12 protein-coding genes are annotated in these 14,508 nt (G+C 60.1%); 3 read left to right on the top strand and 9 right to left on the bottom strand.

Going from position 1 to position 14,508, the window contains the following annotated elements; all coding sequences use genetic code 11:
• Positions 1-143 precede the first annotated feature (143 nt).
• The 5 genes from ycaC to AC3WK5_RS13550 all read right to left on the bottom strand — a co-directional run bounded on the left by ycaC (position 144) and on the right by AC3WK5_RS13550 (position 5,420).
• Positions 144-770 (bottom strand): isochorismate family cysteine hydrolase YcaC, encoded by a 627-nt coding sequence (gene ycaC, locus AC3WK5_RS13570; RefSeq protein ID WP_019690857.1) that lies wholly within the window; start codon positions 768-770, stop codon positions 144-146.
• Between the two features lie 69 nt (positions 771-839).
• Complete coding sequence (locus AC3WK5_RS13565) at positions 840-2,678, bottom strand: amidohydrolase (RefSeq protein ID WP_103320158.1); 1,839 nt, start codon at positions 2,676-2,678, stop codon at positions 840-842.
• Entirely contained in the window at positions 2,675-3,304 is a 630-nt protein-coding gene (locus tag AC3WK5_RS13560; RefSeq protein WP_103320156.1) for an antibiotic biosynthesis monooxygenase, read from the bottom strand. The genes AC3WK5_RS13565 and AC3WK5_RS13560 overlap by 4 nt, the downstream gene beginning before the upstream one ends.
• A gap of 140 nt (positions 3,305-3,444) precedes the next feature.
• A complete protein-coding gene (locus AC3WK5_RS13555) occupies positions 3,445-4,377 on the bottom strand; it encodes a LysR family transcriptional regulator (protein ID WP_103320154.1) in 933 nt (310 codons plus the stop codon).
• Between the two features lie 47 nt (positions 4,378-4,424).
• Complete coding sequence (locus tag AC3WK5_RS13550; RefSeq protein WP_103320160.1) at positions 4,425-5,420, bottom strand: MBL fold metallo-hydrolase; 996 nt, start codon at positions 5,418-5,420, stop codon at positions 4,425-4,427.
• Between the two features lie 278 nt (positions 5,421-5,698).
• On the opposite strand from AC3WK5_RS13550, the gene AC3WK5_RS13545 reads away from it, so the two are divergent.
• Entirely contained in the window at positions 5,699-6,163 is a 465-nt protein-coding gene (locus AC3WK5_RS13545; protein WP_103320152.1) for a helix-turn-helix domain-containing protein, read from the top strand.
• Between the two features lie 33 nt (positions 6,164-6,196).
• On the opposite strand, the gene AC3WK5_RS13540 is transcribed toward AC3WK5_RS13545, so the two are convergent.
• Together AC3WK5_RS13540 and AC3WK5_RS13535 are read right to left on the bottom strand one after the other, a co-directional pair.
• Positions 6,197-7,021: an alpha/beta fold hydrolase gene (locus tag AC3WK5_RS13540; protein WP_054596905.1), complete on the bottom strand. Its 825-nt coding sequence runs from the start codon at positions 7,019-7,021 to the stop codon at positions 6,197-6,199.
• Positions 7,022-7,064: 43 nt separating this feature from the next.
• On the bottom strand, positions 7,065-7,640 hold the full coding sequence (locus AC3WK5_RS13535; RefSeq protein ID WP_103320150.1) for a flavodoxin family protein: 576 nt from the start codon (positions 7,638-7,640) through the stop codon (positions 7,065-7,067).
• A 326-nt stretch (positions 7,641-7,966) separates the two neighbouring features.
• Between AC3WK5_RS13535 and AC3WK5_RS13530 the strand changes: the two genes are divergently transcribed.
• Complete coding sequence (locus AC3WK5_RS13530; RefSeq protein WP_103320148.1) at positions 7,967-10,762, top strand: ATP-binding protein; 2,796 nt, start codon at positions 7,967-7,969, stop codon at positions 10,760-10,762.
• Here the strand turns inward: AC3WK5_RS13530 and AC3WK5_RS13525 are convergent.
• Positions 10,709-12,205, bottom strand: a complete 1,497-nt coding sequence (locus tag AC3WK5_RS13525) for an ATP-binding protein (protein ID WP_103320146.1) — start codon at positions 12,203-12,205, stop codon at positions 10,709-10,711. The two genes, AC3WK5_RS13530 and AC3WK5_RS13525, sit on opposite strands and share 54 nt — an antisense overlap.
• A gap of 186 nt (positions 12,206-12,391) precedes the next feature.
• The gene (locus AC3WK5_RS13520) at positions 12,392-13,342 is read right to left on the bottom strand and encodes a GlxA family transcriptional regulator (protein WP_103320145.1); all 951 of its coding nucleotides are present in this window, start codon (positions 13,340-13,342) and stop codon (positions 12,392-12,394) included.
• Between the two features lie 215 nt (positions 13,343-13,557).
• Here AC3WK5_RS13520 and AC3WK5_RS13515 point away from each other — a divergent pair, with 215 nt between their 5' ends.
• A complete protein-coding gene (locus tag AC3WK5_RS13515; RefSeq protein ID WP_103320143.1) occupies positions 13,558-14,280 on the top strand; it encodes a pirin family protein in 723 nt (240 codons plus the stop codon).
• The last annotated feature ends 228 nt before the right edge of the window (positions 14,281-14,508 follow it).

Genomic DNA, 14,508 nt, shown 5'->3' with positions numbered 1-14,508 from the left:
CGCTGGACTGCGTAGCAGGCCCAATTCAGGGCCGCTTCGCGCCCCAGCGGGAGCAAGCTCCCTCGCCACAACTGCGGATATGCCTGAAGCATCGGCGTAAGTGAACAGCATTGCGCCATCGGCGGGCATTTTTTTTCAGCAGATTACTTGGCAGTGAACTTGGTATAGCTATTGATCAGATTTCGATAGTTCGGCAGACGCTGCGACAGCAGGTTCGCCAGACCTTCCATGTCATTGCGCCAGTCGACTTGCAGCTCGCAGGCCACCGCGAACCAGTTCATCAGATGCGCACCGGCGGCCGACATCCGCGCCCACGCCGCTTGTTGCACGGTGGTGTTGAAGGTGCCGGAAGCATCGGTGACCACGAACACTTCAAAACCTTCAGCAAGCGCCGACAGGGTCGGGAACGCCACGCACACGTCAGTCACCACACCGGCGATGATCAGTTGCTTGCGGCCGGTGGCCTTGATGGCTTTGACGAAGTCTGCGTTGTCCCAGGCGTTGATCTGGCCAGGGCGGGCAATGAACGGCGCGTCCGGGAATTGCTCTTTGAGTTCCGGCACGATCGGGCCGTTCGGGCCGCTGTCGAAACTGGTGGTCAGGATGGTCGGCAGGTTGAAGAACTTGGCGATGTCGCCCAGCGCCAGGACGTTGTTCTTGAACTCGTTCGGGCTGAAATCCTGCACCAGCGAGATCAGGCCGGTCTGGTGGTCGACCAACAGCACAACGGCATCGTCTTTGTTCAGACGCGAGTAAGGAACGTTGCTCATGTGAAACTCCTCGATGGATGGTTGTTGCGGGGGAGCGCCGGTCACCAAGACCGGCGCTTTGTTTCGGAATCAGAAGGCGAAGCAGGAACAGCCGAATGCGCCCCAGAAACCGGCGAAATCGCTGACCGGCGCATTCGACTGGCGCGCCTTTTCATGGCTGTGCGTATGCACCGCGCACGGGCCGCTGCAATGATGGACCTGAGCCTGCATCGGCGAATTCGGGCGCCAGTGGCCGGGGACTTTCATCACCGGCGACCAGTCCGGCAGTACCGGCACGCTGGCCGGGCCGAGTTTTTCGAAGTCGCCGGCGGCGTACACCACCTTGCCGCCGACCACCGTCAGTACCGACTCGATCCACTTGATCGCTTCTTCCTCGACACTGAAGAAGTCAGCGCTCAACGCTGCCAGGTCCGCCAGTTGCCCGACCTTGATCTGGCCCTTCTTGCCCTGTTCGGACGAGAACCAGGCGCTGCCGTGGGTGAACAGCTCCAGCGCAGTGGTGCGCGGCAAGCCTTCCTCGTACAACGCCAGACCACCGACGGTGCGGCCGCTGACCATCCAGTACAGCGAGGTCCACGGGTTGTAGCTGGAAACGCGTGTGGCGTCGGTGCCCGCGCCGACCGGCACGCCCTCGGCGAGCATGCGTTTGATCGGCGGCGTGTGCTCGGCGGCTTTGCTGCCGTAACGGTCGACGAAGTATTCTCCCTGGAACGCCATGCGGTCCTGAATCGCGATGCCGCCACCCAGCGCCTTCACCCGCTCGATGTTCTGTGGAGTGATGGTTTCAGCGTGGTCAAAGAACCACGGCAAACCGTTGAACGGAATGTCGCGATTGACCTTCTCGAACACATCGAGCATGCGGCTGATGGATTCGTTGTAGGTGGCGTGCAGGCGGAACGGCCAGCGTTGCTCGACCAAGTGGCGAACCACCGGTTCCAGTTCCTGTTCCATGGTCTGCGGCAGGTCCGGACGCGGTTCGAGGAAGTCCTCGAAATCCGCCGCCGAAAACACCAGCATTTCACCGGCGCCGTTGTGCCGCAGGTAATCGTCGCCCTGATGCAGGGTGACGCTGCTGGTCCAGTTCTTGAAGTCGGTCAGCTCTTCCTTGGGCTTCTGGGTGAACAGGTTATAAGCAATGCGAATCGTCAGTTGCTGGTCCTTGGCCAACTGCTCGATCACCGCGTAATCGTCCGGGTAATTCTGGAAACCACCGCCCGCATCGATGGCGCTGGTCAGCCCCAGGCGATTGAGTTCACGCATGAACTGACGGGTCGAGTTGACCTGATATTCCAGCGGCAACTTCGGCCCTTTGGCCAGGGTCGAGTAAAGAATCATCGCGTTCGGACGGGCCACCAACATGCCGGTCGGCTCGCCGTTGGCGTCGCGCACAATCTCGCCACCCGGTGGGTTCGGCGTGTTGCGCGTGTAACCGACAACCTTGAGCGCTGCGCGGTTGAGCAAGGCGCGGTCGTACAAGTGCAAAACGAATACCGGCGTATCCGGCGCAGCCTGGTTGAGTTCTTCAATCGTCGGCATGCGCTTTTCGGCAAACTGGAATTCGTTCCAGCCACCGACCACCCGCACCCATTGCGGCGTCGGCGTGCGGTCGGCCTGGTCCTTGAGCATGCGCAGGGCATCGGCCAGGGACGGCACGCCTTCCCAGCGCAGTTCGAGGTTGTAGTTCAAGCCGCCACGAATCAAGTGCAAGTGCGAGTCGTTGAGGCCAGGGATAACGCAGCGGCCCTTGAGGTCAATGACCTGGGTGCCCGAACCGCGCAGGGCCATGGCCTCGGCATCGGTACCCACCGTGACGAAGCGACCATTGCTGATCGCGACCGCACTGGCGAGGGGTTTTTCACGGTCAACGGTATGAAATTGGCCATTGAACAGAATCAGATCGGCGTTCATTGGTTTTCCTCAGGCAGAGTGGAATGAGGTTGTCCGGCTTTCAGCCACGGCGCGAACAGACGCGTCGCCCTGGGCATGAACAGGTACACCACCGAAACCACAATGGTCACGGTGATCAGAAAAGTGGCAACCACGTAATTGGACAGAAAGGCGTTGAGCTTGAGCAGCGGGCCCCAGATCAGCGGCACCAGCAAGGTATGCGGCAGAATCACCAGCAGCGTCACCACGGCCTGTTTCCAGCGCGGCGGTGGCGAACCGGCATCGTCCTGTGGCGCGAACCAGAACTCCTTGACCGGGTTAACCTCGGTCTGGTCCCCATCCGCCAGCATCGGCGTGGCTTCGTTGACCAACTCCAGCCGTTGCGGCGAATCGAGCCAGCGCTGCATCGCCTCGGTGGAGCAAAAACGCAGCACGCAAGTGAACATGTCGAGACCGGCATTCTTGCCGCGAATCACGTCCACGCCCAAATGTCCCTCGCTCTGCCCGGCGATACCGACAATGCGCCGCAACCAGGCTTCATAGGGTGCTTCAAAACCGGCCTTGATCCGGTGTTTGACGATCAAGGTCACGACCTCATCGAAACCCGGCCGCGCAGTTGCAGTGTCGAGGCGATTGGAATCAGGCATAACCGAAAGCTCCGGCAAAACGATCATTGAGCATAGCCCAGTTGAAAAACACCGACGTTGACGCGCCGATAACCGATTCGATAGTGCCAATGCCAGGGCACAAAAAATTGAATGCACGTGCTCTCTTTGCGACCCGGCTTTCAGTACTGCCTAGGGGTTGTGATGTTCAAGGGTTCAGACATGTACTGAGTGATCCGCGAACGTAACCAGCGCTCTGCCGGATCGTTGTCGTGGACGCCGCTCCAGGCCATCGACAGTTGCGCCGCATCGATGGGAAACGGCGGGTCTTCGGCTCTCAAGGCACATCCTTCAACCAGCGCACACGCCGCGTAGTCGGGCACGGTGGCGATCATTTCGGTACCAGCGAGCATCGCCCGCAAACCACTGAATTGCGGAACCCCCAGCACCACTCGTCGGGTACGACCGACCTTGGCCAGATCGAGGTCGATATTGCCGCTCAGGTCGCCAGAGAACGACACCATCGCATGGGGTCGCTGGCAATATTCATCGAGCGTCAGCTCACCGGGCCGGTTGTCACCGCGCAACACTTTGCAGGCGATATCACGCAGCCTCTTGCGCTTGGCGTTGGCCGGCAATTCGGTGGTGTAACTGACCCCCACGGAAATCTCCCCCGATGCCAGCAAAGCCGGCATCAACAGATAATTGGCCCGGCGCACTACCACCACAATTCCCGGTGCCTCCTGCTGCAGCTGACGCAACAACGGCGGGAACAAACCAAATTCGGCATCGTCCGAAAGACCTATTCGAAACACATCGCAGCTCGTTGCCGGATCGAACTCCTTGGCCCGGCTGACGGCACCCGAGATGGTGTCCATCGCCGGTTGCAACTCTTTAAGAATCGCCAATGCCCGCGCCGTTGGCTCCATCCCGCGACCGTTGCGCAACAGTAGCGGGTCGTCGAACAAATCCCGTAGGCGGCCCAGCGCAGCGCTCACGGCCGGTTGTCCCATGAACAGTTTTTCAGCCACACGGGTCAGGTTCTTTTCGAACATCAGGGCCTCGAAAATCACCAACAGATTCATGTCTACACGGCGCAGATCGTTACGGTTCACAGGTACAGTCCCATTGTGTTTTCAGCCAGGTACGAGTCGGTCGCGCTTCACTCGATCATCGGTACTTTTGCCGCCCGCTTGTAAGGCCCGTATTCGATAGGCACCCACTGGAAGTGCCTGTCCACCGTGGTGATGTGGCCTACACCCGGAAACGGCAGGTGCGCCGCGGTCACCCAAATCTTGCTCGTTGCCGCGTCAGTGAAGACTTTGTCCCGGCTCTTGATCGCCTGCTGACTGTCGACGTCGAAGCGGATCGACACTTCGGGATGCTCGAACTGCACCGCCAGGTTATGCACCAGATCGCCCATGAACAGAACGCTCTGCCCCTGAGAGGTGAGGCGGTACGTGGTGCTGCCCGGCGTGTGCCCGGCTTCCAGCTCGGCATCGACGATACCCGGCACCGGCGACTGACCGGCGTCGAAGGTCTTGAAGCGCCCCGCGGCAACGTAAGGCGCGGTTGAATCCTGAGCGATCCTGAAAAACTCCTTGGCACCGGCGGGTGCTTTGGCCATGGCCTGAGGATCGAGCCAGTAATCGGCTTCCGCCTTCGCCGCGTAGACCGTTGCGTTGGTGAACACCGGCTGCTGCTTGTCGTCCACCAGCCCGCAAACATGGTCCAGGTGCAGGTGAGTGAGCAGGATAGTGTCGACCTGTTCCGGCTGATAACCGGACGCTTTCATGTTCGCCGCGAGCATGCCGGCGGTGGCCCCGATGCACTGCCCCGCTCCCGTGTCCACCAGGATCAGCTGCTTGCCGGTATTGATCAGAAAAGCGTTGAACGCTGTCTGCACCCCCGGCGTTTCAATCGAGCGACGGGCCAGTAATGCACGGATCTGGCTCTGGCTCAGGCCATTGAGCAGATTCGGCGACAGATCGTTGTAGCCATCGAACAGCGCCGTCACTTCGTAATCGCCCACTGCCAGCCGGTAGTAACCAGGTACCTGAGTAGCCATCTGGGTCGGTGCCTGAGCCAGTGCGCCAACCGATGTCAGCGCCAATGCCAGGCCGAATCCGCTCAGCGTGCACTTCAGAGAATGCTTCATGCCTTCACCTTTGATCGAGTCAGAGAAAGCGGCCATCCACACGCCCGCCATTTGGGCTAAATCATGCACTCGTCCCACACCTCGAAAATTGCAGCCATGTGCTGAGTCAGTGCAATTGCTCGCTGCCGCACGCGCACGGAATTAACAACGTTTAACTCGTAAGCCAGCGCCCCGCGACCAAAAATGACCCCCTCTGTGCAGACCTGTTTTCTATAGCGGGAAGCGGCTGACCCTCCGCGCAGTGCGCCAGCGCATTCCCACCGACACGGAATTTTGTCATGGCCCACATTGAGCACAACGCCGTCAGGGCGTCGGTCACACAAACGCGAAAAACCACCACTGGAGGCCTCTCTCCCTGGCGAGAAAGCCTGGTCAAAAAACTGATCCTCGACGGTCTGAGTGAAACACTGGAAGTCACCGAGCTCGCTCGGGCCTGCGCCCTGTCGCGCAGTCATTTCTCCCGGGCCTTCAAATGCAGCACCGGCCTGTCGCCTCAGGGCTGGATTCGTTGCCAGCGTATCGCCCGGGCCAAGCAATTGATCCAGAACACCGACCTGACCCTGACCCAAATCAGTCTGGAGTGCGGGTTCTGCGATCAGGCACACTTCTGCCACATGTTCACCCGCAGCGAAGGCATCAATCCGTTTGCCTGGCGTTGTCAGGCGGTGCGTGCCCTGCCCTCTCTCAACAGCAAAAGATCGCAGCCTGCGGCAGCTCCTACGGGTGTACACATGTCCGTGTAGGAGCTGGCGCAGTCTGCGATCTTTTGATTTTGATCAGGCCTTGAGGAACGCCAGCAGATCGGCGTTGAGCTGATCCTTGTGGGTGTCGGTCAGGCCATGAGGCGCGCCTGGATAGACCAGCAGCTTCGAACCTTTGACGAGTTTGGCCGAGGCGATACCGGCGGCTTCGATCGGCACGATCTGGTCAGCGTCGCCATGCACCACCAGGGTCGGCACGTCGAACTTTTTCAGGTCTTCGGTGAAGTCGGTTTCGGAGAACGCCTTGATACAGTCGTAGGCATTCTTGTGACCAGCCGTCATGCCCTGCATCCAGAACCAGTCGATCATGCCCTGGGAAGGTTTGGCACCCGGTTTGTTGAAACCAAAGAATGGCCCGCTGGCGACGTCTTTGTACAGCTGCGAACGGTCCGCCAGGGACGCCTGACGCAGACCGTCGAACACTTCCATCGGCAGGCCGCCTGGATTGGCTTCGGTCTTGAGCATCAACGGCGGCACCGCGGAAATCAGCCCGGCCTTGGCGATTCGCCCAGTGCCATGACGACCGATGTAACGCGCTACTTCACCACCGCCGGTGGAGAAACCGAACAGCACCGCGTTTTGCAGATCCAGCAGCTCGATCAACTGCGCGAGGTCGTCGGCGTAGGTGTCCATTTCATTGCCGGACCAGGGCTGGCTGGAGCGACCGTGACCACGGCGGTCATGGGCGATGACCCGGTAGCCCTTGGACGCCAGGTAGATCATCTGTGATTCCCAGCTGTCGGCATTCAGCGGCCAACCGTGGCTGAAGACAATGGGCTGGCCGGTGCCCCAGTCCTTGTAGTAAATCTCGGTACCGTCGCGGGTGGTAAATGTGCTCATGGCGATTGCTCCTTAATTAAGGCGTAGGGGGTGTTTGGGTGAATCAATTCGATGGATGGCCCATGCGCTCGGCCAGGCGCGCCACCCGCTCGCCCAAGTGCGCGGCGGTGCGGCGATCTTCAACAGGTGGCGCTTGTTCGGGAGACTGCTCGACATTCGACTGGGCCATGGCGCCCAGAGAGCTGCCCAGGCGATTCAATTGCCCATCGAATACCCCGCTGCTGGAACGCGCCGGCAGCAGGTCGAGGCCGACCCAGATCATCGAGTGCTGAGCGGCGAACACGGCCATCTGCAGCAAGGTGTTGAGCTTGTCGCCGCACAGACAGCCGGAGTTGGTGAACCCGGCGGCCAATTTGTCGCGCCAGGGCTGCGCCAGGTAGAACGACGCAGTAGCCTCCATGAAGCCCTTGAACGACGCCGATGCGCTGCCCATGTACGTCGGGGCACCAAAGATGATCGCGTCGGCGCGGTGCAAGCGGTCCCAGTGTCCATCCACTTCCTCGACCGCAATCAATTGGCAGGTACTGCCCAGGTGTCGCTCCACACCCTGAGCCACGGCTTCGGCGATAACCCGCGTATGACCATAGCCGCTGTGATAGACCACTACCACGTCGCTCATTCCGGCATCCTCCTGAAGTGTTCATCCCTTTTGCTGCACGAAGACCGGCGCCTTCGGTTGATGGACTGGAAGTAGTGTATTTTTGGGCGTAAACAGGGCGCAGGACGAGTTAAACGTTGTTAATTTTCAACGGTGCGCCTAAAGCCGCGACTCAGCCTTTTGTCACCGCCGCGCCCCGTAAATACAGCGCTTGCGAACGGTGCCGCAAACGCTGCATACACTGCACACGCAGGACAGTCGCTCGGTCACTGCGTTGCGTTGACGAAAAAATCTGAAGAACATGCTCGAATACCGCGAGATAGAAGGACACAAGCAGGAGTGACCCGTTGACCCTTTCCCCCGAACAGGCTGTGCATTTCGGCCCTTACCGGGTCTACCCCGGACAACGTCTGGTGCTGGAGGCCGACCAGCCGCTGCGCCTGGGTCGGCGCGCCATGGACATTCTGTTGATCCTGCTGGAACACGCCGGGAATGTAGTCAGCAAGCAGCAATTGATCGCGCAGGTCTGGCCCAAATGCGTAGTCGAAGACATCAATTTGCGAGTGCACATCGCGGCGCTGCGCAAAGCCCTCGGCGACGGTCAAGCCGGCCAGCGCTACATCGTCACCGTGGCCCAGCGTGGTTACAGCTTTGTCGCGCCGTACTCGCTGGAGCACATCGAGCAACGTCCGCCGAGCAGCGGCCACGAGCAGAGCGGCCATAACCTGCCCATTCGTCGGACTCGCATGATCGGTCGCCAGGCCTTGGTCGACAGTCTGGTGACGAACTTGCCACGCCAACGCCTGATCACCCTCGTTGGCCCTGGCGGTATCGGCAAGACCACGGTGGCACTGCGCGTCGCCGAACAACTGATCGGTCGCTACCGGGACGGCATTCGCCTGCTGGACCTGGCCCAGATCAGCGACCCGTTGATGATCGCCACTCACCTGGCGACGCTGCTGGACCTGTCGTTGCACGACACTGAACCGATGAACTGTCTCACGACCTTCCTGCGCGAGCGGCAAATGCTGCTGGTCATCGACAACTGCGAACATCTGATCGACGCCGTTGCGTTGCTCAGCGAAAGCATCCTTCGTGGCGCGCCCGATGTGCACATTCTGGCCACCAGTCGCGAGAGCCTGCGGGCCGAAGGCGAATTCGTTCAGCGCCTCGAGTCCCTGGACTGCCCACCGCCCATCGCTGCGCTGGACCGCTCCCAGGCCTTGAGCTTTTCGGCTGTGCAATTGTTCATCGAACGGGCGATGGCCAGCCATGACAGCTTCGAACTGAGCGATGCTGAACTGCCTCTGGCGATCGAGATTTGTCGCCGCCTGGACGGCATTCCTTTGGCGATCGAACTGGCCGCAGCGCAAGTGAACAGCCTTGGTCTAAGTGGATTGCTGACGCAACTGCAAGGCAGTTTTCGTCTGCTCGCACAGGGCTGCCAGACGGCGCTGGGACGGCATCAGACCCTGCGCGCGACACTCGACTGGAGCTTCGAGCTGCTGAGTACCTGCGAACAAACCTGCCTGCGCCGACTGGGTGTGTTCAGGGGCGGTTTCACGCTGGAATCGGCGGCCGCGGTGATTGTCGGCGAACACATCGAACCCCGCGAGGTGTTTGGCGCGATTACGCAACTGGTGGCCAAGTCACTGCTGAACGTGGAGGTCGGCGACGAGCAGGTGTTCTACCGTCTGCTCGATACCACCCGCAGCTATGCCCTGGAAAAACTCGACCAGGCCAATGATTTGCCAGACACCCTGGAACGCCACGCCGAGCGCTGCCTGGCATTGATGCATCAGGCCCAGAACGACTGGGAGCACATCCAGACCGATATATGGATCGAGCGTTACGCCCGCAGTCTGGAAGACATCCGCTCGGCCCTGGACTGGGGCTTGAACGCTCAAGGACCGCAGGCTGTGGCGATCCGACTGGCTTCGGTTTCGACGCCACTCTGGCAGGAACTGTCGCTGCTCAAGGAACACGGCGTGTACGTGCGCAAGGCCCTGGCACTGCTCGAATTGACGCCCGAGCCCTGCCCTCGTCTGAAAATGGCCCTCAAGCTCGCCCTCGGCAGCTCCTGCTACCACACCCAAGGCGGCACCGCCGAAACCGTCGAAGCCTTTGTGAGCGCCAGAACCCTGGCCGAACGCTGCAACGATGTGGCCGGTCAGCTCAGGGCCGTGTCCGGGCACATGGCGGTCAACCTCAGTTGCGGCAACTACCAAACAGCTCTGGAACAGAGCCAGCAATTCGATCGCCTGGGTGTGCAAGGCAACGCCGCAGTGTCCCTGAGTACACACCGTTTGCAGGTGCTGGCCCTGCACTTTGCCGGGGATCAACAACGGGCACGGGAGAGTGCTGAACAGGTCATTCAGCGCATGGCCCAGAGCGGACACCTCAATCGCTTCACCCACGGCTTTGGCGTGCAGTACGACCAGAGCGTCGCCGCCCTGACCATTCTTGCGCGGATCCTCTGGCTACAAGGCCATCCGGAAAAGGCCTGGAGCACCGCGCGTCAGGCGTTGGACATTGCGCTTCAGATCGACCACGGCACGTCCATCTGCTACACGCTGGCACTGTCCGGTTGCCTGATCGCCCACTACAACGGCGACACTCAAACTGCCCGCGACCTCTTGCGCCTGCTGCTCGAACAAGCACAAAAACATTCGGTGCTGTTGTTCTACAACTGGGCCCGACACTATGCACAGGTGATCGATAGCCATGGTGCACATCCAGACCCGCAACCCGGCACCGGGCTGATCAAGGAAATCATGGTCACCCTCGATAGCGGTTTCGTCGATGACGCATTGCTGACACGGGCCGAAAACGGCGCTGCGGGTTGGAGCACGGCGGAGATCCTTCGGGCCAGAGCGAATGCTCTGCTTGCAGAGAACAGCCGAAGTGCAGCCGAGACCGTGCTGCTCAAAGCGCTGGCAGTGGCAAAAGCCCAGGGCGCTCTGGCGTGGGAGCTGCGCACTGCCACATCACTGGCCGAGCTTTGGCAACGTCAAGGCCGCCTCCAACAAGCCCACGACCTGCTGGCGCCGATCTACAACCGCTTCACCGAGGGCTTTGCCACACCAGACCTAAGCAAAGTCCGCCGTCTGCTCGACGAGCTGCAACGACATAGGCCGTCCTGAAACCCAGCGTGCCCGGCTGATATAGCGGGCATAACGCATTTCAAATACTCGCCGCAGCCCGCTCAGTTCAAGCTTTTCCAGTACGTAAGTGCGGGTAGTGTTGAGAAACCGATAACGTGTCATGCCATCACCCTGTTCAACCGACAACAGCGATTTCAGCACCAGCCGCTCTATCACCTCTGCCAGACTGGTGGACCGCAGCACCGCACAACTGATGACACCGATCGCAGCGTCCAACGTAAAAGCTATTTTGAACACCGCCAGCCCCTGCAGTACGGTCTGCTCCAGCGGGCTCAGCCGCTGATAGCTCCAGTCCAGCGCGGCCTTGAGCGTCTGATGCCGTGGCACAGCGGTGCGCCGGCCTTGGGTCAGCAGTTGAAAACAGTTGTCCAGTTGTGCTCGCAGCCCAACCAGTGCCAGGGCATCGATCTGCGCCGCTGCCAGTTCGATGGCCAGGGGCAGACCGTCGAGGCGCCGACAGATTTCCCGCACAGCCTTGAGGTCCTGTTCACGCAGAGCAAAGCCTTGTTGGCGGGCACGGGCACGGCTGACAAACAGTTGCACCGCCGAATAGCTCATAACCTCGCTGACACTTTGCAGCGCCGACATCGGCGGCACCGCCAGGGCTGGCAATCGCTGGACCGTTTCCCCCGCCGCCCGCAGCGGTTCACGGCTGGTGACCAGGATCGATAACCGTGGTGCCGAAACCAATAGCCCCTCCACCAGCGAACGGCAAGGTTCGAGCTCGTGCTCGCAATTGTCGAGCACCAGCAATGCATGCCGTTGCGCCAGTGCATCCACGCCAACGTCCAGTTCAAGGGTCTGGCTCAGATAATCGACGAGCCGCGCGGGGTCATCGATTGCCGCCAGATCAACGATCCAGACGCCATCGCGATAGTGCGGCAACAGCAGTTCGGCCACACGCAAGGCCACCGTGCTCTTGCCAATGCCGGCGGGGCCGACCAAGGTCATGAAACGATAAACCGGCAACTGCCGGACCACGCTACCAACGATCGAATCTCGGCCGGTCACTGGCGTGATCCGTGCAGGCAGGTTGTGCTGGTGCTTTTGAACGGTCTCGATCGAGAAAAGCGCACCGTCCAACTCACACTGCACCGGGGCGATGAAGCTATAACCGCACCGGGGAATATTGACGATGTAGCGCTGCCCGTTCTGGCCGTCGCCGAGAGCCCGACGCAGGGCAGCTATGTGCACGCGCAGGTTGATCTCCTCGACCACCGACGTCGGCCAGACGCTGGCAATCAGCTCTTCCTTGCTGACCACGTTACCCGCGCGCTCGACCAGTACCTGGAGGATATCCAGTGCCCGTCCGCCCATACGCAGCGGCCGATCACCGTCCAGGATCAGCCGTTGACGAGTGTGGAACACGTACGGGCCAAACCGCAGCACCGCACTGCTATTTAAATCTCTGAGTCTGTTCATGCACGTTTACGTGCTGAAAACCTGGCCCGTCTCAAGGTACTGCATCATCCATTGCACGAGTTCGCCCAGGCTCCCGCACCTCCATTGCCAAGAGTCCACGAGTATCTTGGCAGGCATCGGTGACGGTACAACGGCGATGGAGGGAGCGTCACGGCCATCGCGGTGCGCTGGACGGACATGAACGCTTTAGCTGAATTGTTCGCGGTACTGGGCGGGAGTCAGACCCAGTTTTTCACTGAACAGAAAACGCATGTGCCGCACGCTGCCGAAGCCGCTCTTGTAGGCGACGGTCTTGAGCGGCAGGTCACTGGTTTCCAGCAGGTTCCTGGCGCAGTCGATGCGCGCACTTTGCAGAAACTCCATCGGCGTCATATTCACTTCACGGGCAAACACCCGGGCGAAATGTCGCGCACTCATATTCGCCAGACTGGCCATGCGCTCGACGCTGAAGGCTTCATCAAGGTGTTCGAGCACATGGTTCTGCACCCGGGTCACCGGCGTTTCCTGGGGTGCCACCGCAGCCATCAACGGGCTGAACTGCGCCTGTCCGCCCTGGCGCTTCATCACCACCAGCAACACCTTGGCCACGTCCTGGGCGATTTTCTTGCCGTGATCCTGAGCGACCACCGCCAGTGCCAGGTCGATGCCGGCGGTGACCCCGCCAGAGCTGATCAGGTTGCGATCCTGGACGTAAATCTGATCGGTCTTCACCGTCGCCTCGGGGAAGGCTCGAATCAACCGCTCCGTGTAATGCCAGTGAGTCGTCACCCGATAACCGTCCAGCAAACCGGCATGCCCCAATATGAACGCCCCCGTACAGATCGAGCCATAACAGGTCACCCGGCTGACGGCGCCCTGAAGCCAGGTGAGCAGCGGCGGATGTTTTTCGTTGTAGGCCCCCGGGCCGCCCGGTACCAGCAACAGGTCATAGCCCTCGCACGCCTGATCGATATGCACATCGGCCTGAACGCTGACACCGTTGGAAGCTCGCAGCAAGCCATGCTCGGTGCCGATCATCGACAGCTGATAACGGTCGCCCGGCTCCAGATAACGGTTGGCGATGGAAAACACCTCCATGGGCCCGGCCATATCAAGCAGGAGAAAGTCTGGAAACAGCACCATTGCCACGGTTTTCATGGGTTGGAAATCACTGATATCAAAGAAATAGGAAACGTAGCGTCAGCGCTGAACATTATGGCCATTTGTAACAACAAGAATACATGAACCCGCTCACATAACTGTCAACCTGACCGAGACAGTATTTCAATTTTCATCTACTTATTGCACTCACCGGTAAACATTAACCTTCTCCTCACTCGGACGAACTCTCGTCCCAAACAGGAGATTTCATCATGCTGACCCCTCGCAAAGCCTCTGATCGCGGCGCGGCCAATCACGGTTGGTTGAAGTCGTTCCATACCTTTTCCTTTGCCAGCTACCGCAACCCGCGGGAGCAGGGTTTTTCCGATCTGCTGGTGATCAACGATGACCGCGTGGCAGCTGGTAAAGGCTTTGGCCAACACCCGCACCGGGACATGGAGATTTTCTCCTATGTGCTCGAGGGTGCCCTGGAACACAAGGACACTTTAGGCACAGGTTCGGTGATCCGCCCTGGCGACGTGCAATTGATGAGCGCCGGCAGCGGCGTGGCGCATAGCGAGTACAACCACTCGGCAACCCGCCCGGTGCACTTCCTGCAAATCTGGATCGTACCGGACGTCAGCGGCGCCAAACCGCGTTATCAGCAAGAGCACTTCAGCACGCAGAAGAAACGCGGGCGCCTGCAACTGATCATCTCCTCCGATGGGGCCAACGGTTCGCTGCGGGTGCGTCAGGATGCCCGGGTCTATGCCGGCCTGATCGACGGCAAGGAAACCGCCACGCTCACGCTCGCCGCGAATCGCTACGCTTATGTGCATGTGGCGCGTGGCAAGGTCGAGCTCAACGGCCTGCAATTGCAGGAAGGTGATGGCGTGCGGGTTCGCGATGAACAGGCGTTGACCTTGAGCAACGGCGTGGATGCTGAAGTGCTGGTGTTCGATCTGCGTCCACAAGAACTGCCAGAAATGCCTTGATCGTAACGTGCCAGGGGGCTTTGCTCCCCCCTGGCCTCACTCATTGGAATGCGTAAACACTTCGACACTATCAACGATCACCGCGCGGTGAGCACCACGTACAGTCCACGTCTCATAGGGAGGGAGGAGATTTGTATGGTTTCCGATGAGTGAATCCCCGGGGGCCAACACTGTCGTTCTAATGCTTGTCTGACACAAAGATGTGCGGCAATAAAAAACGACCTTTTG

The sequence above is a fragment of the Pseudomonas sp. FW306-02-D09B genome, from assembly GCF_058782685.1.
This window is presented reverse-complemented; position numbering and strand designations above follow the sequence as displayed.